The sequence below is a fragment of the Arhodomonas sp. SL1 genome, assembly GCF_052060015.1.
In the GTDB taxonomy this organism is placed as follows: Bacteria; Pseudomonadota; Gammaproteobacteria; order Nitrococcales; family Nitrococcaceae; genus Arhodomonas.
In genome coordinates this window covers 1-21,972 of the sequence record NZ_JBPODZ010000020.1, presented here as the reverse complement: position 1 = coordinate 21,972, position 21,972 = coordinate 1, and the positions used below count along the sequence as shown (strand labels likewise).

Annotated in this window: 16 protein-coding genes; 15 read left to right on the top strand and 1 reads right to left on the bottom strand. The window is 68.2% G+C overall.

Translation table 11 applies throughout. From position 1 onward, the window contains the following. The first annotated feature begins 33 nt into the window (after positions 1–33). From ACQ754_RS15980 to ACQ754_RS15935, 10 genes are all read left to right on the top strand, one after another. A complete protein-coding gene (locus tag ACQ754_RS15980; RefSeq protein ID WP_440998047.1) occupies positions 34–990 on the top strand; it encodes an NAD-dependent epimerase/dehydratase family protein in 957 nt (318 codons plus the stop codon). Beyond that, positions 990–2,117: a glycosyltransferase gene (locus tag ACQ754_RS15975; protein WP_440998046.1), complete on the top strand. Its 1,128-nt coding sequence runs from the start codon at positions 990–992 to the stop codon at positions 2,115–2,117. The genes ACQ754_RS15980 and ACQ754_RS15975 overlap by 1 nt, the downstream gene beginning before the upstream one ends. A gap of 86 nt (positions 2,118–2,203) precedes the next feature. Beyond that, entirely contained in the window at positions 2,204–2,635 is a 432-nt protein-coding gene (locus ACQ754_RS15970; protein WP_440998045.1) for a coiled-coil domain-containing protein, read from the top strand. Positions 2,636–3,024: 389 nt separating this feature from the next. Continuing rightward, on the top strand, positions 3,025–4,476 hold the full coding sequence (locus ACQ754_RS15965) for a TolC family outer membrane protein (RefSeq protein WP_440998044.1): 1,452 nt from the start codon (positions 3,025–3,027) through the stop codon (positions 4,474–4,476). 99 nt (positions 4,477–4,575) lie between these two features. After that, positions 4,576–6,375 carry a type I secretion system permease/ATPase gene (locus ACQ754_RS15960; protein WP_440998043.1) on the top strand — a complete coding sequence of 600 codons (1,800 nt, stop codon included), beginning with the start codon at positions 4,576–4,578 and terminating at the stop codon, positions 6,373–6,375. After that, positions 6,368–7,729: an HlyD family type I secretion periplasmic adaptor subunit gene (locus tag ACQ754_RS15955; RefSeq protein ID WP_440998042.1), complete on the top strand. Its 1,362-nt coding sequence runs from the start codon at positions 6,368–6,370 to the stop codon at positions 7,727–7,729. Before ACQ754_RS15960 ends, ACQ754_RS15955 begins: the two co-directional genes overlap by 8 nt. 24 nt (positions 7,730–7,753) lie before the next feature. Then, positions 7,754–9,208 (top strand): methyltransferase domain-containing protein, encoded by a 1,455-nt coding sequence (locus ACQ754_RS15950; RefSeq protein ID WP_440998041.1) that lies wholly within the window; start codon positions 7,754–7,756, stop codon positions 9,206–9,208. Continuing rightward, a complete protein-coding gene (locus tag ACQ754_RS15945; protein WP_440998040.1) occupies positions 9,201–13,295 on the top strand; it encodes a glycosyltransferase in 4,095 nt (1,364 codons plus the stop codon). The genes ACQ754_RS15950 and ACQ754_RS15945 overlap by 8 nt, the downstream gene beginning before the upstream one ends. Next, the gene (gene gmd / locus ACQ754_RS15940; protein WP_440998039.1) at positions 13,292–14,323 is read left to right on the top strand and encodes a GDP-mannose 4,6-dehydratase; all 1,032 of its coding nucleotides are present in this window, start codon (positions 13,292–13,294) and stop codon (positions 14,321–14,323) included. Before ACQ754_RS15945 ends, gmd begins: the two co-directional genes overlap by 4 nt. Beyond that, positions 14,320–14,874, top strand: a complete 555-nt coding sequence (locus ACQ754_RS15935) for a hypothetical protein (protein WP_440998038.1) — start codon at positions 14,320–14,322, stop codon at positions 14,872–14,874. Before gmd ends, ACQ754_RS15935 begins: the two co-directional genes overlap by 4 nt. A gap of 15 nt (positions 14,875–14,889) precedes the next feature. Here ACQ754_RS15935 and ACQ754_RS15930 read toward each other — a convergent pair whose 3' ends face one another. Then, positions 14,890–15,609, bottom strand: a complete 720-nt coding sequence (locus tag ACQ754_RS15930) for a Crp/Fnr family transcriptional regulator (RefSeq protein WP_440998037.1) — start codon at positions 15,607–15,609, stop codon at positions 14,890–14,892. Between the two features lie 84 nt (positions 15,610–15,693). On the opposite strand from ACQ754_RS15930, the gene ACQ754_RS15925 reads away from it, so the two are divergent. The 5 genes from ACQ754_RS15925 to ACQ754_RS15905 all read left to right on the top strand — a co-directional run bounded on the left by ACQ754_RS15925 (position 15,694) and on the right by ACQ754_RS15905 (position 21,952). Next, entirely contained in the window at positions 15,694–17,214 is a 1,521-nt protein-coding gene (locus tag ACQ754_RS15925) for a FecR domain-containing protein (protein WP_440998036.1), read from the top strand. Between the two features lie 3 nt (positions 17,215–17,217). Then, the gene (locus tag ACQ754_RS15920; RefSeq protein WP_440998035.1) at positions 17,218–19,122 is read left to right on the top strand and encodes a CHASE2 domain-containing protein; all 1,905 of its coding nucleotides are present in this window, start codon (positions 17,218–17,220) and stop codon (positions 19,120–19,122) included. Next, positions 19,119–20,537: a tetratricopeptide repeat protein gene (locus tag ACQ754_RS15915; RefSeq protein ID WP_440998034.1), complete on the top strand. Its 1,419-nt coding sequence runs from the start codon at positions 19,119–19,121 to the stop codon at positions 20,535–20,537. The genes ACQ754_RS15920 and ACQ754_RS15915 overlap by 4 nt, the downstream gene beginning before the upstream one ends. 6 nt (positions 20,538–20,543) lie before the next feature. After that, a complete protein-coding gene (locus tag ACQ754_RS15910; RefSeq protein WP_440998033.1) occupies positions 20,544–21,524 on the top strand; it encodes an acyltransferase family protein in 981 nt (326 codons plus the stop codon). A 188-nt stretch (positions 21,525–21,712) separates the two neighbouring features. Beyond that, complete coding sequence (locus tag ACQ754_RS15905) at positions 21,713–21,952, top strand: DUF4214 domain-containing protein (RefSeq protein ID WP_440998032.1); 240 nt, start codon at positions 21,713–21,715, stop codon at positions 21,950–21,952. Positions 21,953–21,972 lie beyond the last annotated feature (20 nt).

Here is a 21,972-nt window from a genome sequence, read left to right as displayed (position 1 = left end):
GCGTGTGTGCTTGTCAGCAGCGAAGGAACGTGGATGCGGATACTGGTAACGGGTGCCACCGGTTTCGTTGGCGGGCATTTGGTGCGCCACCTTGCGGCCCGGACCGGGGTGGATGTTGCCGCCGTGGTGCGGGATTGCCCCGCTACCCGGGGGTCCTGGCCGGCGGGTGTAGAGCTCGTCTCCGGTTTGGACCTGGACGCGGCGTCGGGATGGCGCTCGGCCTTGGAGGGGGTCGATGTGGTGGTGCACCTGGCCGGGCTGGCCCACTGCAACCCTTCCGACCGTGAGGAAATCGAACAGTTTTACCGCGTCAACGCGCTGGGCACGGAGATGCTCGCGAAAGCGGCTGCGAGTGCCGGGGTCCGGAGGTTGGTCTACCTCAGCACGATCGGGGTGCATGGTAGCCCGCCGTCCGAGCAGGAGGCCCTGAGCGAACGCTCAGGGATCAATCCCGAAACCCCTTATGCCGCGTCGAAGCTGGAAGGCGAGCAACGGCTCGCGACGGTACTGGGGGATTGCGCCACGGACTTCGTCATCGTACGCAGCCCGTTGGTCTATGGCCCTGGCGCGCCGGGGAATATGCAACGGCTCCGCCGACTGGCGGCCAGTGGCCTGCCGCTGCCGCTTGCGGGGCTACAGTCTCGCCGCAGCTTTATCGGCGTCACCAATCTCTGTGATGTGCTCACCCGGCTCGGTACGGATCCCCGCGCCTCCCGGGAGTCTTTCATCGCCGGAGATGGGGAGGACGTCACCGTGGCCGGGTTCCTCGAGGCCATTCGCCGGGCGTCGGGGATGCCACCCCGTCTCTTCCGTCTCCCACCCCGCTGGCTCGGTGGTGGCGCGCGGCTCGCCGGTCGGGAATCGGATCTTCGCAAGCTCACCGACAGCATTCGCGTGGATACCAGCCGGCTTAGGGTCCGCCTGGGCTGGCGCCCGCCGCTGGACCTGGAGAAAGGTATCCGCGCGTGGATACGCGAGGATGCCCGATAGTGCGGGTCCTTCATGTCTATCGGACCTATCCCATCGACCAGACCACCGGGGTGGGCGAGGCCATCCGCCAGATCGCCCTGGCGACGGCGGATCTCGGGGTGCGCTCGCGGATTTTTACGCTCTCCTATGACCCGCGTCCCGCCGAGCGGGACCTGGAGGAGGGGCGCTTGGTTCGTGCCCGGGCCTGGGCATCCCCCGCCTCCTGCGACATAGGCCTATGGCAGGCCTGGCGGCGCTTTCGCGAGCAGGCGCAGTGGGCGGATTTGATCCAGTACCATTTTCCCTGGCCGTTTGGAGATCTCCTCCGAGCGTTCGCGGCGAATGGCCGGCCTTCGGTGCTCACCTACCATTCCGACGTGGTGGGCAAGGGCGCCCTCGGCCGACTCTATGCGCCGCTCATGCGGCGGACACTGGCCGGGATGCATGCCATCGTCGCGACCTCGCCGGCCTACGCGCGCACCAGTCCCGTGCTCGCGGGCTACGCCGGCGACCCGCGGCTGCGGGTGATTCCTCTTGGCGTGCGGGAGCAGACCTATCGAAGGGCGCTGGATGAAGCCGCGCGGGTGGATGTGGTCGAGCGCCACGGCCTGCCGCGGGGAGACTATTTCCTGTTCGTGGGTGCGCTCCGCCGGTACAAAGGCCTGGAATACCTGCTCTCGGCGGCCCGCCGCTGCGATCTGCCCCTTGCCGTTGCCGGTAGCGGCGAGCTGGAGGGTATGCTGCGGCAAGCGCGGCAGCGGCAGCGGAACCTGTGGTGGTTAGGCCATGTCACCGATGCAGAGAAGTTTGCGCTGTTGCGAGACTGTCGTGCCCTAGTGCTGCCCTCCCACCTGCGTTCCGAGGCCTTCGGGCTGATCCTTGTAGAGGCCGCGATGTGTGGAGTCCCGATGATTTGCTGCGAGATCGGCACCGGCACGTCATACATCAACCGGGACGGAGAGACCGGCTTGGTGGTGCCACCCGCTGACAGTGATGCCCTCGCTGCGGCCATGGAGCGGCTCGCCGGCGATGATGCGCTCGCCAGCGGGATGGGCCAGCGAGCGCGGCAACGCTACCAGCAGCGATTCTCCGGTGACAGCCTGGGGCAGGCCTACCGCTCGCTTTACCACCAAGCCCTGCAGGGCTGAGAAAGCGGGTGATTCCCCCAATCGCCGGTACAGATGGACGCCGGGATATAGTTGGGCGGGCGCTCCCGGCATGGTAGTTTTCCCCTATGACGTCGCTGATCGAACTCTACGAGCAGCTGAGCTCCGCGCCCGATGAGAAGACCCGAGCCCGCCTGGTGGCCGAGGCCTTCGAGCGCATGGAGGAGCGCTATCCCGAGGTGAGGGACCTGGCCACCCAGGCCGGCATGCGGGAGACGGAGCTGCGCCTGCAAAAAGAGATCGAACAGGTGCGCGCTGATCTCAAGGTAGAAATCGAACAGGTGCGCGCCGATCTCAGCAAGGAGATCGAACAGGTACGCGGCGATCTCAGTAAGGAGATCGAACAAGTACGTGCCGATCTCAGCAAGGAAATCGAACAGGTGCGTGCCGAGCTCAAAGTGGATATCGAGCAGGTACGCTCGGATGTGCTCCGCTGGGTGGTCACGCTTCTAGCGGGGCAGACCGCGGTGATCCTGGCGGCGCTTTACGCGATGGTCTGAACACGGTCGCCGAGAAGGTCTTCGTTCACGGCGGATTCCGGCCTTCGGCCTGCATCCGCCCTACCGGTGGTGAATCGAGTAGGGCGGAGGGAGCGCAGCGCAGTCCGCCGTTCCGACTGGCGGATTGCGGCCTTCGGCCTGCATCCGCCCTACCGGTGGTGATATCGGGTAGGGCGGAGGGAGCGCAGTGCACTCCGCCATCGGGCAGGCGGAGGCGGTCCGCGCCCTGCCACGAATGCAGAAAGCGGTGGAAAGCGCGAGAGCGCCGTGACCCTCGGTCATCCGCGTTTTTGTTCCTGCCAGCGGCTGGGATATACTCCAGCCCGCCTATTCACGTGCCGAGCGAGGCCGCTGTCTTGCTACGATTCCCTTCTCCTCGAATGTTTCAGATGAAATCCGTGGTCGTTGGCTCGGCCTCGGTGCTGACATTCTTGCTCACCGTGGTGCTAGCCGACAGGGTTGAGGCGCAAACCCTTGGGTTGGCGGAGGCCTTCGACCGGGCGGTCAGCCACGCCCCGAGCATCCAGGCCGCGGAGCACGAGATCACCGCCCAGCGCCAGGTCGAGGAACAGGCGCAGGCCAAGCTCTACCCCAATGTCTCGGTGGATTCCACGTACAGCTACGCGGAATACGAAACCCTCGGCAGTACGGTCGACCCGGAGACCCTGCAGCGTCGACGGGTCACCGAGGAGGTGGACGAGACTACCTACTCCGCTGGCCTGAATGTCACCCAGCCCCTGTACGACCGCCGCAAGTGGAAGGCGATGGAGCAGGCGGGCAGCCAGACAGAGACCGCGCGCCGCCAATTCGAGGCGCAACGCCAGCAGCTCGCCACACAGCTCGCCGAGACCTACCTGGAGGTGTTGCGCCAGCGCGAAACACTCACCCTGGCGCGGGCCGAGTCCGAGGCCTTGGCGCTGCGGGTACGGCAAATGGAGGACCAGCTCGAGCGTGGCCTGGCCAGCCGGGTGGACGTCCTGGACGCCCAGGTACGTAAGGAGGAGGCGGATTCGCGCATCGCGGAGGCGCAGAACGCCCTGGAGCTTGCCATCCTCGATCTGCAGCGCCTCACGGGTGCCGACGTCCAGCGACTGCAAGCGGCCGAGCCCCGGGAGATGGAGGTAGCCGAAACCCTCGATGACAGCGAGCTCCGGGGCTATATCGAACGCGCGGCACAGGATAATCCGGAAGTGCAAATCGCCGGCGCCCGGCTCGAGGCCCAGAGGGACCAGGTCGAGGTGCGCCGTTCCGATCATTTCCCTACCCTTTCGTTGCAGGCGCGCTACAGCGACACCAACCGGACGGACCAGGTGATCAGCGGCGAGGACAAGCGCGTGATGCTCCAGCTCCAGATCCCGCTGTATGCAGGCGGCGGAGTCAGCGCCGGTGTCGACGAGGCCCAGGCCCGGGCCCAGGCCGAGCAGGCCCGAGTGGACGAGGCTCGGCGCCGTGCCGCGCTCGATGTGCGCCAGGCGGCGAACGAGTTACGCACCGCCGTGCGTCGGCTGCGGGTGCTCTCCCGCTCCCTGGATACTGCGGAGACCCACGTGGAGGCCACCGAACGGGGCCTCGAGGTCGGATTGCGGGATCAGGTGGAGGTGCTCGACGCCCGCGCCCGGGTCTTTGAGATCCGACGGGACCTGGCCGATGCCGCGTACAATCGTTTAGTGTCCTTGGTGCGCCTGCGCGCGCTTACCGGCTCCTTCGACCGAGAGCAGCTCCGCGAATTCGACCGGCGCTACCTCACCAATACCGTGGACCTCATGGAGCCCGGTGACCTGCCGGAGGCGGCCCCGGCGGGCGGACAGGATCCCTCTTCTCTGCCCGAAAGTCGCGGTTGACGGCGGCACGGGCGTTTACCCTCCCGGGGTGATCCCGTATCATTTCTGGCTTACTCATGAATTCCGTTCACGGGATGCTCCCGGGAGCGATGGTGGTCGATGAAACGCAATAGCGCCTCAGGCAAGGACAACGAGCTCAAGGAGGCCCTGCGCGCCTGCCGCTCCGCCTTCACGACCGTGGGCGTGTTCAGCCTGTTTATCAACCTACTGATGCTTTTGCCGGCCATCTACATGCTCCAGGTCTATGACCGGGTCATGAGCAGCCAGAGCCTCGAGACCCTGGCGATGATCACGCTGATCATCGTCATAATGTTCGTCGTCATGGGCGTGCTGCAGGTCATGCGCTCGCGCATCCTCAATCGGGTGTCGGTGCAACTGGACCGCAACCTAAGCGAGCGCGTGTTCGATGCGATGTTCCGCGAGAGCCTGGAGCGACCGGGCAGTGATAGCGCGCAGGCGATGTCGGATGCCAACACCCTGCGCCAGTTCCTCACGGGTCAGGGGTTGCTGGCCTTCTTCGATGCCCCCTGGATACCGGTCTACTTGGCGGTGATGTTCCTCTTCCACTTCTGGATGGGCATCTACGGCGTTGCCGCCTTGGTCGTGTTGACCACGCTGGCGGTGATCAACGAATTGGTGGTACGCAAACCCTTGGCGGCGGCCAACCAGTCGGACGTGGAGGCGCGGCGGTTCGCCACCGACAACATGCGCAACGCGGAGGTGGTCCATGCCATGGGCATGGACCCCGCCATCCGCGAGCGGCTCGGGGATTATCAAACCCGGACCCTCGAGCATCAGACCTACGCCAGTGACCGCGCCGGCACCTTCAGCCATCTCAGCCGTACCTTCCGCATGGGGGCTCAGGCGCTCGCGTACGGCGTCGGCGCGTTGCTCGCCATCCGCGGCGAGGTCTCCGCCGGTGCCATCGTCGCCGGTGCCATACTCATGGGCCAGGGCCTGCGACCGGTGGATCAGCTCATCGGCAGCTGGCGCCAGATCGGAGGCGCCATGTCTGCCTATCAGCGTCTGGTGCAGCTCTTGGAGAACCATCCACCCCGGCATCGTTCCATGTCCCTGCCGCCCCCCCAGGGTGCCTGGCAGTTCGACAGGGTGGTGGCCGGGCCTCCGGCGACGCGACAGCCCACCCTGCGCGGGATATCCATGAGCGTGGAGCCCGGAGAGGTTCTGGCGGTCATCGGGCCCAGTGCCTCAGGCAAGTCCACGCTGGCGCGTGCCGGTCTCGGAGTGTGGCCGATTTTCGCCGGCAGCGTGCGCCTCGATGGCGCAGAGATCGGGCAGTACAATCGCGACGAGCTCGGCCCGCACATCGGCTATCTCCCTCAGGATATCGAGCTGTTCAACGGAACAGTGGCCGAGAATATTGCCCGCTTCGGCGAGGTGGATTCCGATGCCGTTGTCGAGGCCGCGCGGCTCGCGGGCGTCGATGAGCTCATCCGCCACCTTCCCAACGGCTACGACACCATGGTGGGGTCCGGGGGCGGCACCCTGTCGGCAGGGCAACGCCAGCGGGTGGCCCTGGCGCGGGCGGTGTATGGCAACCCCCGACTCATCGTCCTCGATGAGCCCAACTCCAACCTTGACGACCAGGGCGAGCAGGCCCTCGTCGAGGCGATAGTCCGCCTCCGGGCCAATGGTGCTTCGGTAATGGTGATCACCCACCGGCGCTCCATCCTCGGGCGGGTGGACAAGATCCTGGTCCTGCGTGATGGCCAGATGGCTGCGTACGGCAGCCGCGACGATGTCCTGGCCAAACTCTCACCAGGGCAGAAGGGGGAGGGGCGCGCGGCCGTGGCCGGTGGCCAGCGGGGGCGGGTAACCAACATCGGTCCGGCAGGGACCACACAAGGCGGGGACGGAGTCACACCTGGCGATGGCTGAGAATCAGGACGGACCGACCTTACTGGAAGGGCAGCGCAGCTCCCGTAAATCCGGTTCCGGTCCATCGGGGAACTATCGTCGCTACGTACTCCTGGGCTGGCTTATCCTGCTGGTGGTGTTCGGCGTATTCGGCGTGTGGGCGTTGACGGCACCCTTATCCGGCGCGGTGGTGGCCCAGGGCCGCATGGCGGTGGACTCCAGTAGCAAGACGGTGAATCATCCCGAGGGCGGTGTCGTCCGGGCCATCCACGTGGAGGAGGGCAGTAGCGTGGAGGCCGGTGAAACGCTTGTGGAGCTCGATCCGGTACGGGCCCGTTCCGAGCTCAACGTCATGCGGGGCCGGCTGTATACGGCATTGGCACGCAGCGCCCGGCTGCAGGCGGAACAGGAGGGGGCCGAGGAGGTTACCTTTCCTGGGGCCTTGCAAGAGCCGGTGGAGGGCATGGATCTCGAGGAGGTCCGTGCGACTCAGCAGGCGATCTTCCGCACACGTCGTGCCGCGCTGGAGAGCGAGCTCGAGCAGCAGTCGCGCCAGATCGCCACCTACGAGGCCCAGATCGCGGGTCTCGAGCAGGTGTTGGGCAGTCTCGAGGAGCAGATCAGCTCGTACCGCCAGGAGGTCGAGGAGTGGAGCGGGCTCTATGAGGAGGGACTGTCCAATAAGCGTGACCTCCGCGAGGCCCAGCGCCGGCAGATGCAGCTCGAGAGTGAGCGTGCCTCAAGCCGTGCCGAGATCCGGCGCTTTCGCGCCGAGATCGAGGCCACGCGCAATGCGCGGCGGCTACGCCAGCGTGAATACAATCGCGATGTCTCCGGCGCGCTCGGCGAGGCCCGCGCCGAGGTGATCGACGCCCGTGCCCGGATCCCTGCCCTGGAGCAGCGCGTCGAGCTCACCCGGGTGGAGGCACCGGTCAGCGGCGAGGTCGTCGGGTTGAACGTACACACGTTGGGCTCTGCGGTCAGTGCCGGTGATCCCCTCATGGAGGTGGTGCCGACCACCGACCAGCTGATCATCCGCGCCCGGGTCGCCCCGGACGATATCGACAATGTCGACAAGGGCCAGGATGTGAACCTTCGCTTCCCCGCTCTGGACACGAGCCTGGTGACCAAGATCACCGGTGTCGTCCACTCGGTATCCGCCGAGACGCTGCAGAACGAGCAGGACGGCACGGAGTACTACCTCACACGGATCCGGGTCACCGAGGACGGCCTGCGCGAGCTGCGCGAGGCGGGGCTCTCCTTGCAGGCGGGCATGCCGGTCACGGCCATGATCCAGACCGGCGAGCGCACGTTGTTCTCCTATATCGCTAAGCCGATCAGCGACATGCTGGCGCGCTCGCTGCGAGAGCCGTAGCGGAATTGGGGATATACGATAACAATGAGCCAGCAACCGACTATGGACAGTGCGGATTTCTACCGGGCCTTCGAGGACCGCTACCGCGGTAGCCGTGAGGATATATCCCACCGGCTGGAGGTGTACTGGCCGGTGGTTCGCGCCTTGCAGGAGGCGGGTCGCACGCCGGACGTGCTGGATCTCGGATGCGGCCGCGGGGAGTGGCTGGAGCTACTGCACCGACGGGGCATCGAGGGCCGGGGGGTGGATCTGGACTCGGGCATGCTTCGCGCCTGCGTCGAGGGCGGACTTGACGCCGTGAAAGCGGACGCCTGCGAATACCTGGCTGCGCAGGCGGATGCGAGCTGGGATCTGATCACCGCCTTCCATTTCGTCGAGCATATCCCCTTCGAACAGCTTCAGGCGCTTGTGCGGCAGGCCCGGCGCGTCCTGCGCCCCGGTGGTGTGCTGATCATGGAGACCCCTAACAGCGAGAACGTCGCCGTCGGTGTCTCACGGTTCTATACCGACCCCACCCACACGCAGCCCATCCCCGCCAATCTGTTGCGCTTTCTGCCCGAGTATCACGGCTTCTCGCGGGCGGCCGCCATCGGTCTCCAGAGCCCGAGTGGGTTGCCGGAACGGGATCGGATCGGGCTGCACGACGTGCTCTTCGACGTCAGCCCCGACTACGCGGTAATCGCCCAGGCGTCCGGGGATGGGCCCCTGCACGACGCCCTGGATGAGTGGTTTTCCGAGAACCGCGGCATATGGCTACACGACATGGCGGCGCGGTTCGATCAACGCCTGCAGCATATTGCCGCCGGGGCGGAGGCGGCACGGGAGCGCGAGGGCAAGCTCCAGGACCGATTACTGGAGTTGCAGGCCCGTGCCAGTCGTGCCGAAGCCAAGCGAGAGACTGCGGAGGAACGGCTCAACGAACGCAATGATGAACTTCTGCAGGCGCGGCGCGAGCTGACGCTGAAGGGAGAACGTCTGAATGAGCAGATGCAGCGAATCACGGAGCTTGAACACGCTAATCAACGGCTAGAGTCTCGGGGCTCGGAACTCGAGCGCAAAGTGAACATCACTTCACGTCAGCTCGAGTCGGCCCGCGCTGATCTGCAAACCTTGCGCCAGAGTACATCTTGGCGGATTACCGGTCCGCTCCGTGTGCTAATGCGGGGGCTTCGCGCGCCCGGTGGTGTCATCCGGCGCGCGGTGTCGAAGCTTCGCCGTATCATGCACGCAATGTTGCGGCGCGGTGTGCGCTGGCTGTGGCAACGGCCGCAATTGGCGCTGCGGCTGCAGCGCCTGCTTCGCGGCTGGCCAGCGCTCCATGACCGGGCCATGGGCTACGCCCGACGCAGCCTGCATGGAGGCGAAACGGGTCCGGCGGAGGCTGCCCCGGCAGCCGGAATGCGGAAGGGACGTCATCTCGGTGACAATGCTGAACGCTTCTATGACGCCTTGCGTAATGGGGGACAAGAACATGGTTGATCCGGGGCCGACGCCCATGCATGTCCTTGTCGACCTGCAACACGTCCAACTCGATACGGGGGCCCGGGGAGCGGCTCAGGGGGTGATCGAGGCATGCGCCGGGGGCGGGCCGTGCGAACAGTGGTCGGTGCTGCTCAACGAGGCGTTGCCCGGCGTGGCCGGCATCCGGCAGTGGCTGGCGGATACCTTTCCAGGCCTGAATATTCGGCTGCACACCTTCCCGTGTGTCGCGGAGCGCGGTGGTGCCGCCCCGGCGAATGAATGGGCGCAGCGGGTCAGCGAGCTCCTGCGCGAGCACGTCATTGGTGAATCCGGGGCGGATGTGGTGGTGTTGCCGGATGCCAGCATCGGCTTCGGCGACGGCGCCGTGTGTTCGGTAGGGCGCCTGGAGCGGAACCCATGGACGATTTTGGGCATCGGCGAGCTCGCCGGGCTGGGTCCGGAGCGGGACGGGCCGGTATGGAATCGGCGGTTGCAGGATCTCAAGAACGCCGATCGGGTGCTGGTGCGTGACGCTGGGGCCGCCGCAGAGTGGGCCGCGGAGCTCGCCATCGATCCGGAACGCATCGTCACCGGCGTCTCCGAAGGGCTGCCGGGCGTCCGCGAGGCCGACGCAGCGGTGCGTCCCGGTGGTCGTCCCCGTTTGGCCTATGTATCCCCCCTGCCGCCGCAGCGCAGCGGAATCGCGGACTACAGCGCCGAGCTGATCCCCGAGCTGGCCCGTTACTACGAGGTCGAGCTCGTCACCGAATACCCCGAGGTGGATGCGGCGCGCCTCACCGCCAATTTCCCCATACGCTCCCCCCAGTGGTTCGATACCAACGCCCACCGTTTCGACCGCATCGTCTATCAGATGGGCAACAGCCACTTCCACGCCGGCATGGTGGAGCTCCTGGCGCGCCATCCCGGGACGGTGGTCCTTCACGACTTCTATCTCGGCCACATGTATGCCGCCCGTGGCGAGCTCGGTGCGCCGTTGGTTTATCGCACTCATGGCTACACCGGCCTGTTGCGGCTGCGCGAAGGCGGCGAGCAGGACGCGCTCTGGTCCCTTCCCTTCAACCGCGAGGTCGTCGACACCGCGGCCGGCGTCGTCGTGCACTCCGCGCATGCCCGCGACCTGGGAACACAGTGGCTGGACCCGGAGGTGGCGCGCCGCTGGGCAGTCATTCCGCACCTGCGCCGGGTCCCGGCGGATGAGGACCGGCGGGCGGCCAGGCAGCGCCTGGGCATCGACGAGGACGTGTTGCTGGTCTGCTCCTTCGGCAACCTCGGCGCCACCAAGCTCAATCACCGTCTCCTCCAAGCCTGGCGCAGCGGTGGGCTAGCCCGGGAGGGTGCGCGCCTCGCCTTCGTCGGCGGGGTCAGCCATAGCGACTACACCAACCGCGTGCTCGACGAGGTCAAGGCGGCCGGCGCCGCGCAATCCATCTCCGTGACCGGCTACCTGGACGCGGAACAGTACGGCGACTGGCTCGCAGCCGCCGATGTAGCGGTACAACTGCGCACCAGCAGCCGCGGCGAGAGCTCCGGTGCCGTGCTCGATTGCCTCGCCCGCGGGTTGGCCACGGTGGTCAACGATCACGGCAGTGCCGCGGAGTTCCCCGACGACGTCGTCTGCAAGCTACCCGCCGATTTCACCGACACCCAGCTCGCCGACGCCCTCCGGGGGTTGCTCGAAAACGCGGGCGAACGGAGGGAATTCGGCGAGCGCGGCCGGGCCTTTCTGCGTGCGCATTGCCATCCCGAGCGCATCGGCCGCCTCTACCGCGACGCCGTCGAAGCGTTTCACGCGCGCGCGCCGGTGCTGCGCGAACGCCGGCTGGTGGCGGCGATCCAGCGCCTCACGGGGGGCGCGCCGGACGAGGCGGCGCTGCGTGGAGCGGCCCAATCCCTGGCGGCGCTGGTGCGCCCCGCGCAACGACAGCTCTTGGTGGACGCCAGCGCGATCCGCCGCCATGACCTGGGCACCGGTATCCAGCGGGTGGTGCGCGCCCAGATCCGGGCGCTGGTCGAGGATCCACCGACCGGTTATCGCATCGAGCCGGTTTTCCTCGCCGACAGCGGCGACCACTACCGCTACGCCCATCCCTACACCTGCGATTTGCTTGGTCTCCCGCGTGCCGGTGCCGGCGAACGGCCGGTGGAGGTCCGGCCCGGTGACCTCTTCCTCGCCGCCGACTTCGATCGCGAAGGGGCCCTGCAGGCTTGTCACAATGGGATTCTCGAGCGTTGGCGCCGTCGGGGCGTGGGGATCTACTTCAGCGTCTACGATATCCTGCCGGCCACCCACCCGCGTTGGTTCCCGCGGGACAACGACCGCGCCCATGCGCGCTGGCTCCAGGCGGTGGCCCGGGTGGCCGATGGCCTCATCGCGATCTCGGAGACCGTCGCGCGGGAGACGCGGGACTGGCTCGCCGCCCATGGCCTCAAGCGCGAGGACGATCTGCACCTCGGTTACGCGCGACTCGGCGCCGAGCTCGACGGTGGCAATACCGGCGACGCAGGGGCCACGACCCTCGACGACCGGCTGCTCCAGCGGCTGCGCGACGGGATCACCATCACCATGGTGGGCACGATCGAGCCCCGCAAGGGCCATCTCCAGACCCTGGAGGCCTTCGAGCGCCTGTGGACGGATGGCGAGGCGGTGAATCTGGTGATCGTCGGCGGCGAGGGGTGGATGGGCCTGCCGGACAGCGAGCGCCGCAACATCCCGGAGACCGTTCAGCGGCTGCGCGGCCACCCGCAAAACGGTGAGCGTCTCCACTGGCTGGCGGGTATCAGCGATGCGGATCTCGAGGCGGTCTACGCGGCGAGCGACGCCCTGCTCGCCGCCTCGGAGGGCGAGGGCTTCGGGCTACCGCTGGTCGAGGCCGCCAACCACGGCCTACCCATCATCGCCCGGGACATCCCCGTGTTCCGCGAAGTGGCCGGCGACGACAACGCCTGGTTCTTCAATGCCGCCGACGGCGACGCCATGGCCGGCTCCCTTCGGGCGTGGCTGGCGCGCTACCGCGCCGGCACCCACCCCGTCAGCGACGGTGTCGAGCGGCTGCGCTGGTCCGACAACGTGGAGCGCATCAAGGGATTGCTGACCGGTGCCCTGGACTGGCCGTTGCGTATCGCGCCGGCCGGGGCGGAGACCGTGGCGGTTGTTGGCAGCGCCGGTGATGGGGGGCTCAGTGCCGCCGAGCGCCACGAGCTCCAGGACCTGCGCTACCTGGAGGAGGGCATCGACGGCGAGTCCGGGGACGACAAGGGCCCCCTTGCCGGCAAGGAGGTCCTGGTCTATGCCCCGGAGAAGAGCGGTTCGGTTAGCCTCTATCACTCCATCGGCCGATATCTGGCCACCCACGGGGGCGGCGCGGATTATCACAAGCGGGTGCTGCATAACCACCACAATCAGGCCCTCGCCGGTGTGCTGCGGTTGCCGGCGGGGATGGACCCCGACCGCCTCGCCCGGGAGCGAACCATCGTTCGCGATCTGGTGCGCTACAACCACCTCCTCGGGCGCGAACTCACCGTGGTCTCGTCCATGCGCGAGCCCCTGTCCCGGGTGATCTCCGGGGTCTTCCAGCACCTCGAGGACCAAGTCACGCGCCGAGGCACCCTGAAGGCCGAGGAGGTGACCTACGAGCACTGCCGGGCCGTGCTCGAGCATATGATGGAGCACTTCCTACGTCGGCCCCATCCGTTGCTGGAGATCGATCCGGCGTTCTTCGAGCGCCATCGCTTCGACAAGGAGCGCAAGCGTTGCTGCGTCACTGAAGACGGCCTGCGCATCCTGGTGGTCACCCTCGAGGGGGCGGAGTACTGGCAGGACGCCCTGGAGCAATGCCTCGGCTATTCCGGCATCGAAGTCACCACCCATAACACCACCGGCGGCAAACCCCTGATCGCCGAGCATTATGAGGCCTTCAAGTCCCGGCTTCGCCTGGATGAGAAGGTAATCCGGCGCATCTATTACGGCGATGATCCGCCGGCGCAGGAGCTCCGCTGGTTCTATACGGAGCCGGAGATCGAGGCGTTTTATGAAAGGGCGTTGGCCCGCTACGGCCGCAAGGAATCCAGGAGAGCACCCGCATGAGCGACAAGCGCGCGATCATCACCGGCATCACCGGCCAGGACGGCGCCTATCTCGCCGATTTGTTGCTGGCCAAGGGCTATCGCGTCTACGGGGCCTACCGCCGGACCAGCGCTCTGAATCTCTGGCGCCTCGAGGCCCTCGGGCTGACCGCCCATGAGAATCTGGAGCTGGTGACCCTGGACCTCACCGACCTCTCCGCCATCATCCGGCTGCTCCAGCGTGTCGGGCCCCACGAGGTCTACAACCTGGCGGCCCAGAGCTTCGTCGGTGTCTCCTTCGACCAGCCGGTGACCACCGCCGAGATCACCGGCGTGGGCGCGGTGAACATGCTCGAGGGCATCCGCCTGGTGGATCCGGGGATCCGCTTCTACCAGGCCTCCACCTCGGAGATGTTCGGCAAGGCCATGGCCATGCCGCAGAACGAGGACACCCCGTTCTACCCCCGCAGCCCCTACGGCGCGGCGAAGCTCTACGCCCACTGGATGACCGTCAACTACCGGGATGCCTACGGGATGTTCGCCACCAGCGGCATCCTGTTCAACCACGAGTCGCCGTTGCGCGGCGCGGAGTTCGTCACCCGCAAGATCACCACCGGCATCGCCAGGATCCGTCTCGGCCGCCAGGAGGTCCTCGAGCTCGGTAATATGGATGCCCAGCGCGACTGGGGCTACGCCCCGGAATACGTCGACGGCATGTGGCGGATGCTGCAGGCCGACGAACCCGCCACCTACGTCCTCGCCACCGGCCGGACGGTCTCGGTGCGGGAGTTCGTCACCCTGGCGGCGGCGGCCGTCGGTATGGAGCTCCGCTGGGAGGGGCAGGGCATCGAGGAGGTGGGGATCGACACCACCAGCGGGCGCACCGTGATCCGCGTCAACCCGGCGTTCTACCGCCCCGCCGAGGTGGACGTGCTCTGCGGGGATGCCTCCCGGGCCCGGCGCGATTTGGGCTGGGAATCCGCCACCGGTGTGGAGACCCTGGCCCGGGTCATGGTCGAGGCGGACCTAGCGCGCCAGGGCGCGGGATGAGCGACGACGCCCTGCGCGAGGCGGGCACGCCATGGTGGCTCCACTGCGGGGCGACTCTGCAATGCCCCGACCGGGCGGAGGGGCTGTGGATCCTGCGCTCGGGCAGCCTGGCCATCGTCAGCGCAACGCAGCCGGGGGCCAGCCTCGACTACATCCTGCCCGGGGAGCTCGCCAGCGAGCGGCTCCGCTTCTGGCCCCAGCCGGGGCCCCGGCCGATGGCGTGCGCCCGCAGTGATTGCGAGCTCCGCCGACTGAGCTGGCCCGAATATCACCGCCTGTGCCGCGAACAGCCGGCACGGGCCCTCTCGCTGGCCGACGAGATCACCGCCTGGGGGGCGGAGCGGGTCTCTCCGGGTCGCTGGCTGGCGGCCGTGGAGCGGTGGCTCGCCGACGCCGGCGGCACCGTGGAGGCCGGGGTCGCCACCCTATCGGCGGCCCTCGGGGCGCACCCCGAAACGACGAGGGCGGTGGTGCAGCGGCTCCACGCCGCTGGTGTGATCGTGCTGCGCGACGACGGCGCCATCGTCGCCCTGCCACCGTTGCAACGCTGAGGCGTTGGAGCGCGTTCAGTCGGCGCGTGGCCCCCCGCCGGCCAGGCGGGTCAGGGCCTCGGTATCGGTGATGAACAGCCCGCCATCGCGCTTCTCGGCGATCCCCTGCTCGCGGAGCCAGCCGAAGGCCCGGGAGACGGTCTCCCGGGTGGTGTCGGTCATCGAGGCGATGGCCTCGTGGGTCAGCGATCGCTCCAGTGCCCAGCCCTCCCTTTTCGGCCGCTCCGGGGCGAGGGAGAGCAAGAAGGCGCACACCCGCTGAAAGGCGTTGCCGGTGCCGAGCAGGGTGCGCTGCTCATTGTCCCGTCGCACCAGTCCCACCAGCCGGCGCATCGTGCGCTGATTGACTTCCGGGTTGTCCAGCAGGACCGCTCGTGCCGGCTGCGCTGGCAGCAGCAACAGCAACGAATCGCTCACGGTGATCACATCGGCGGACCGGGGCCGGTCGTCGATGAGCGCCATCTCACCGAAGCACTCTCCGGCGTCCAGCCAAGCGAGGCCGAGCTCCCGGCCGTTCGCGGTCTGTTGGACCACCTTCACCCGCCCCTCGAGGAGGAAATACACCGCCCGGGCCTGATCACCGCACGCCACCACCCGGTTACCCCGCGGCACCCGTAGCGCCCTCATGTGGTGGCTGAGCTGCGTGAGCGCGTCGTCACTCAACGGCTCCAGCAACTCGAAGCGGCGCAGCGTGCTCAGCGCCATGCCCATGCGCCGCGGGTTATTCTCGCTCATTGCGCTCGTCGACTCGGCCATATCTGTGCAAGTATACTCCTTTCGCTATACTCCATCGAAGCACGCCCGAGAAAGGAGATCGCCGTGGCGGCAACACGCTGGCACCGGGGCCCGGCCCTCGTCCGTTGGCTGATCATCGCGCTGGCACTCCATTGGCTGACGCTGGCTCCGGCTTCGGCCATGGCCGGCGGGGCGGCCGGCGAGGTCGTCTTCGCCATCGGCGAGGTCACCGTGTCCCAGGGCGAGCGCGAGCGCAGCCCCGAGCGGGGCGATCCGATCCGCGTCGGTGACCGAATCGTTACTGGCTCCGGCGGTAATGTCCATATCCGCTTCCGCGATGGTGCCTTTCTCAGTCTCAAGCCGGAATCCGCCGTACGCGTGGAGGTCTACGACTACGACCCCGAGCATCCCGAGGACAGTCGCGTGCGTCTGGTCCATGAGCAGGGTGTGACGCGCAACACCACCGGGGATGCCGGTGAGCGTAACAGGGGCGGCTATCGGCTCAATACCCCGGTGGCGGCGATCGGGGTGCGCGGTACCGATTTTGCGACCTATGCCAATGATGAAAGGACCCGGGTCTCGGTGCATGAGGGCGGGGTGGCGGTATCACCGTTCAATGAGGACTGCCTGCGCGAGGGCTTCGGTGCCTGCGCAGGCGATGGCGTACGCGAGCTGTTCGCCGGCGACCAAGAGGATGCGCTGCTCGAGGTCAAGCGCGGGGATGCAGCGGCACGCGTCGTCGAAGCGGACAACGGTGTTGCCCCAGGTGATGCGCCGGATGGAACCGGAGAGAGGCAGCCCGAGGAGGAGGGCAGCGTCGGCAGCGATGAGCCGCCGGCTGACGGGATCAATACGGATGATGAGGACACCGGTATCAACGAGGAAGCATCTCCGGGGGACGGCTTGCCGCCTGACGGCCAGGAAGCTGTATCGGATCGTGGAAGTGGCGCGCCGGAGCCAGAAGGCGAGGAGGGTTCGCGCCCCGACAGCGATCGCGACCGCATCGCCGAGGATTCCGCGGAGGAGATCTCCGAGCGGCGCAATGCCGGCGAGGTCGAGGAGCGTGCGCGCGAAGAGGCGGAGCGGCGCGAGCGCTATCAGGCGGTGCGCGGCAATATCACCTGGGGTCGCTGGTCACGCTTCGCCGAGGACGACTCGGTGATCGATGTCCGGCGCGACGATCAGGCGATGATGGCCGCCAATGGTGTGTTTGGGCTGATGGCGCCACGGGAATGGACCCGCCCGGGCGTGAGCCTGCCGGACCAGGGGGTGGTAGCGTTCAACATGGGGGATTCCCAGGCCTTCATCCGTGATGGCGAGGCCCTGTCAGGGGCCGAGGTGCTCGACCCGGAGCTCACCGTCGATTTCAACCGCCGCAAGTTCGATACCCGTTTCGATGTGGATTCCGCCGCGCTCGGCGAGCGGGTGCGGGTGGCCGCGGATGGCCCCGTCCGGGACGACGGCGGCTTCCGCCGTGCGACCAAGGGTGGGAAGACGGTGGTCAGCGGTGTGGTCAGCCCCGGCGGTGATCAGGCCGGCATGCTCTTCACCCGCAAGCTCGATGATGGCCGCGAGGCCGTAGGGGCGATCGACTGGTTCCGGTGACCGGTGCCCGGTCGTCGATCCATACCGGTGTTGCTCGCCGGGCTGTGCCTGGGCCTCGCCCTTGTGCTCACCCGGCTCGATGTCCCCGGCCTGCCCATCACGCCCGTGGACACTGCCCTCCACGACTGGCGCATCGCCGCCGTCGCCCCGCCGGCACGCGAGACCCGAGTGGTGATCGTCGCTGTGGACGAGCCGAGCCTGCGAGAGATCGGGGCCTGGCCATGGCCCCGGGAAACCCTGGCGGAGCTCATCGAACGCCTGCGTGGGGACTACGACGTCGCCGCCGTCGGCCTGGATGTCCTGCTGCCGGAGCCCGGGCGGGAACCGGGCGGTGATGCCCGACTGGCCCGCGCGGTGGCCGACCCGGGGGTGCTCCTCGCCCAGGCATTGAGCTTCGCGGCGGATCCCCCCGGCGGCGCGGGCCGTCCGGCGCAGGGGGTACGCGTCGAGGGTGCCCGGCTCGCCGATTTGCCGCGGGCCAGTGGCTTCGTCGGCAATACGCAAGCCCTCGCCGAGGCCTCCCGGGCCGGCCATATCACCCCGATCGTCGACGGCGACGGTGCCATCCGACGCTTCGCCCCGCTGGTCTGTCTCAGCGAGGGTTGCTATGACATCCTCGGCCTGACGGTGTTGCGCGCCTTCCTCGGGGCGGAGCACCTTGAGCTGCAGCGGGGCGCGGGGGTGTGGGACGCCGCCTACCGACTGCACCTCGGCGGCGAGGCAACGGGCATCTCGGTGCCCCTGGACCGTTCGCTGGAGACGCGGCTGCCGTACCGGCAGGATTCGGAGGGCTTCCTGTACGTCTCCGCCGCCGACGTCTTGGCGCGCCGCGTGCCGGCCCGGGTGCTCGCCAACCGCCCGGTGCTGGTCGGCGCGACGGCGGTGGGTCTCGCCGACTCCGTCCCGACCCCCCGGGAGGGGCTCGCGCCCGGCGTGGCCGTCCATGCCCAGGTGCTCACGGCGGCGCTGGACGGCGCCTTCCCCGTGCGCCCCCGTGCCGCCGGTGTTCTGTTATTGTTCGTGGACCTGCTGTTGGCGGCCGCGGCGGTCGGGCTCTATGTCCGCCGCAGTGCCCTTGCCGGTCCGGCGGGGCTTATCCTCATGGCGGGGTTGTGGTTGGTGGTCAACCTGATCGCCTGGCACCGTGCCGGCCTCGATCTGCCGCCCGCGGAGCCCGTGGTGCTCGCCGCGCTACTGCTGGTGGCCCTCACCCCCCTGCGGCTGCTCGGGGCGGAGCGGCAGTGGCGCCGGCTGTACCGGCAGTTCTCCCGCTACCTGCCGCCACCGGTGATCCGCGAGCTGGTGCGCAGCGGCGCCGACCCCGCGGACCTGGAGGCGCAACGCCGGGAGATCACGGTGATGTTCGCCGACATGCGAGGCTTCACGCCGGTGGCCGAACGGCGTAGCCCGGAGGCGCTGGCGGCGCTCATGCAGCGGGTGTTCAGCGAGTTCACCGCCGTGATCCATCGCCATCGCGGCACCGTTGACAAGTACATGGGGGATTCCGTAATGGCCTTCTGGGGGGCGCCGCTGGCGGATACCGATCATCGCGCCCACGCCTATACCGCGGCGCGGGATCTGTTGGTCACCGCAGAGCGGCTCAGCGACGAGCTCCGCGAGGAGGGCGAGGGGGTCTCCATCCGCCTGGGCATTGGCCTGCACACCGGCCCCGCCACCGTGGGGAATCTGGGTTCCACCATGCGGCGCACCTACACCGCGCTGGGCGATACGGTGAACGTCGCGGCGCGGCTGCAGGCCCTGAGCAACCGCCGCGGCGAGCCGTTGTTGCTCTCGGCGCAGACCCGGGAAGGCCTGGGCGAGGCCCCGGAGCTTCGCTGCCTGGGCCCGGAGGCCATCCGCGGGCGCAGTGCCGCCGTGGTGCTCTACGGCCTGGGCGAGGGCGTATGAGCGCCACGCGGGCAGTGCTGGCCGTATGCCGGCGGGCGCGCGTGTCCGGCGCGCTGGTGGTATTGGCGCTCGCCCTCGCTATCGGCCCGGCTGCGATGGCGGAGGAGGCGGTCCCGCTGGAGGCATTGACCGAGCGTGCCGCCACCCACCTGGAGCTCGGTGACGCCGAGGCGGCGGTGGCGCTGCTGCTCGAGCACGAGGCACGTTGGGCGGAGCGCCCCGCCTACAACCTCTGGCTTGGCGTGGCGGCCATGCGCGCCGGCGACTACAGCAACGCCGTCAACGCCCTGGAGCGGCTGGTGCTGCTGCAGCCCCGCAACCTCGGGGCGCAACTGGATCTCGCCATCGCCTACGACCAGCTCGGTGACCGGCGCAACGCCCGCCGCGCCTTCCGTGAGCTCGAGGCCCTCAGTGAACGGGTGGACACCCCCCGGCGGGTCCGCCAGGTGCTGGACAGCTACATCCGTGGCGCGGAAGCGGGGGGCGCGGAGGCTGCGAAGGCCGCGAACGACCAGCAGGGCCGATGGGCACCCTACCTAGCCCTGGGGACCCATGCCGGCTACTCGAGCAACGTCAACAACGGTACCGCCGCCGAGCGCATCGGCGTGCGCATCGACGGCGAGCCCTTCGAGCTGGCGATCGCCGAAGACAACCGCGAGCGCGGCGACCGCTCCCTCCGCCTCGATCTCGACGCGCGCATCGCCCGCCGCGGCCGGTGGCGGCCCTTTGCCGAGGTGGCGCTCAGTCGGGAGCGCCACGGCGAGCTCTCGGAGTACGACAACACCCTCGCCCTCGCCGGCGGCGGGCTGGAGGGCCCGCTCCCCTGGGCCGGTGGCGGTTTCTCCGTGTCCGCCCATCACCTGCGCTACCACCAGCGCACCGGCGAGCGGCTGCGCATGAACCGCTTGGCCGGGGAGCTGCGCCAGCGGATGGGGCCGCACTGGGGCGCCTATGCCGGGATCGACGGCCACACCGAGCGCTACGACAACGGGGGCGGGGGTGATGGCGACAGCCGTTTCCTGCGCTTGGGCCTGCGCTATCAGCAAGCCGACTGGCGCGGCTACGGCGAGCTCTTCACCGGCGAGGACCAGGCCCAGGGCCCCCGCGCCGGTGGCGATCAGGAGCTATACGGCGCCGAGCTCGGCGTCACCCATGCCCTGCGCCCGGGCCTGGAGCTGGGTGCGCAGCTGCGCTGGTACCGTGAGCGCGACGACGAGGCATTCAGCCCGTTCTTCTTCGGCGACGTCCGCCGTGAGACCACCCTGCGCCGGGTGGCGCTGTCCGCGCAGTGGGAGCTCGGGGCCCGCCTCACCGCCGAGGTGGAGCTGGTCCACCGCGATCGCAGCGCCAACCTGGCGCTGTTCGAGTACCGCACCACCCGCATCGGCGCCGGGCTGCGCTGGCGCTTCTGGTAGGCCCCTGTGCTCGGCAGCTTCCGTTTCCTCCTCGCGGCGCTGGTGGCCCTGTCCCACGACGGCTTCCGAATCCTGGGCCTGAACCCGGGGGTCAGCGCGGTGGTGGGCTTCTACTGCCTCTCCGGCTACGTCATGGCCGGGCTGCTGTACCGCCACTATGACCACGCCGCCGCCGTGCCACGCTTCTACGCGGACCGCGCCCTGCGGATCTTCCCCGCCTATCTGGCCTTTGCCGGGCTCACCCTGCTCTGGCACCTGATCACCGGCGAGACCACCCGCTACATCCAATCGACGCCGGACGCCCCGGCACTGCTGGACAACCTCCTGGTCATCCCCCTGAACCTGTACATGTTCAACGGCAGCGACGCCCACACCCTCATCCCCCCGGCCTGGTCCCTGGGCGCGGAGTTGCAGTTCTATCTGCTCGCCCCGCTATTGCTGCTCACCCCCCTGCGCGGGCCGGCGCTTGTGGTGAGCCTCGGTTTTCAGGCCGTCGCCGCCGTGGGCTGGCTGCACACCGACTGGTGGGGCTATCGGCTCCTCCCGGGGGTGCTGTTCATTTTCCTGCTCGGCGCGCTGTTGTATCGCGGCCACAAGCGGTTGGGCAGGATACCCGCTTGGGTGGTGGTGGCCGGCAGCTTCGGCGCAGCGATCCTGTGGGCCCTGGCCCTACAGGGAGGGGGAGTGTTGTCACGCCCCCACAACCGCGAGGTACTGCTGGGGCTGGTGGTGGCCGTCGCCGCGGTGCAACTCCTCGCCCGCCGCGGGCGCCGGCCCTGGGACGAGTGGCTCGGCCACCTCTCCTACAACGTGTTCCTGGGGCATTTCCTCGTGCTCTGGAGCGGCCTGCCCCTGGCTGAAGCGGGTCTTGCCCGGGCGCTTTCCTACCTCGGTTGGGTGAGCGCGTTGGCGGCGCTGGTGCATTACGGCGTCGAACGCCCGGCGCTGGCCTGGCGGCGGCGGCTGCGCCGCGTCGCTTCCGGATGACACCCCGTTGCGGTTTTGCTACTGTCCTGTCCGTGATCGGAGGACGCGGGAATGCGTTTTCCTCGTGATCCTCATCACATCGCCGGCCACTGGGCCGGGACTAGGATCATATACGGGATGAGCCCGGCCTCCGGGTCAACCGTCCTGCAACAATGAACCGCCAAAATTCCTTGCAAGGAGGAAATCACATGGCAGTTACCCGCACTCAGGCGACTGAGCTGTACGTGGCCCTGTTCGGGCGTGCGCCCGATACCCAGGGTCTCGGCTTCTGGATGGGCAAGGTCAATGATGGGCACATCGAAGATGTCCAGACCTTGGGCCAGAAGATGTTTGATACGGACGCGGCCCGGGAGATGTTCCCGAGCGTCCTGAGAGGGTGTTTACAAATTAGACGGTTAGCCGCCGCATCAGCCGGCGTGCTTCGGTGAGCCAAACCCAGGCCTCAGCG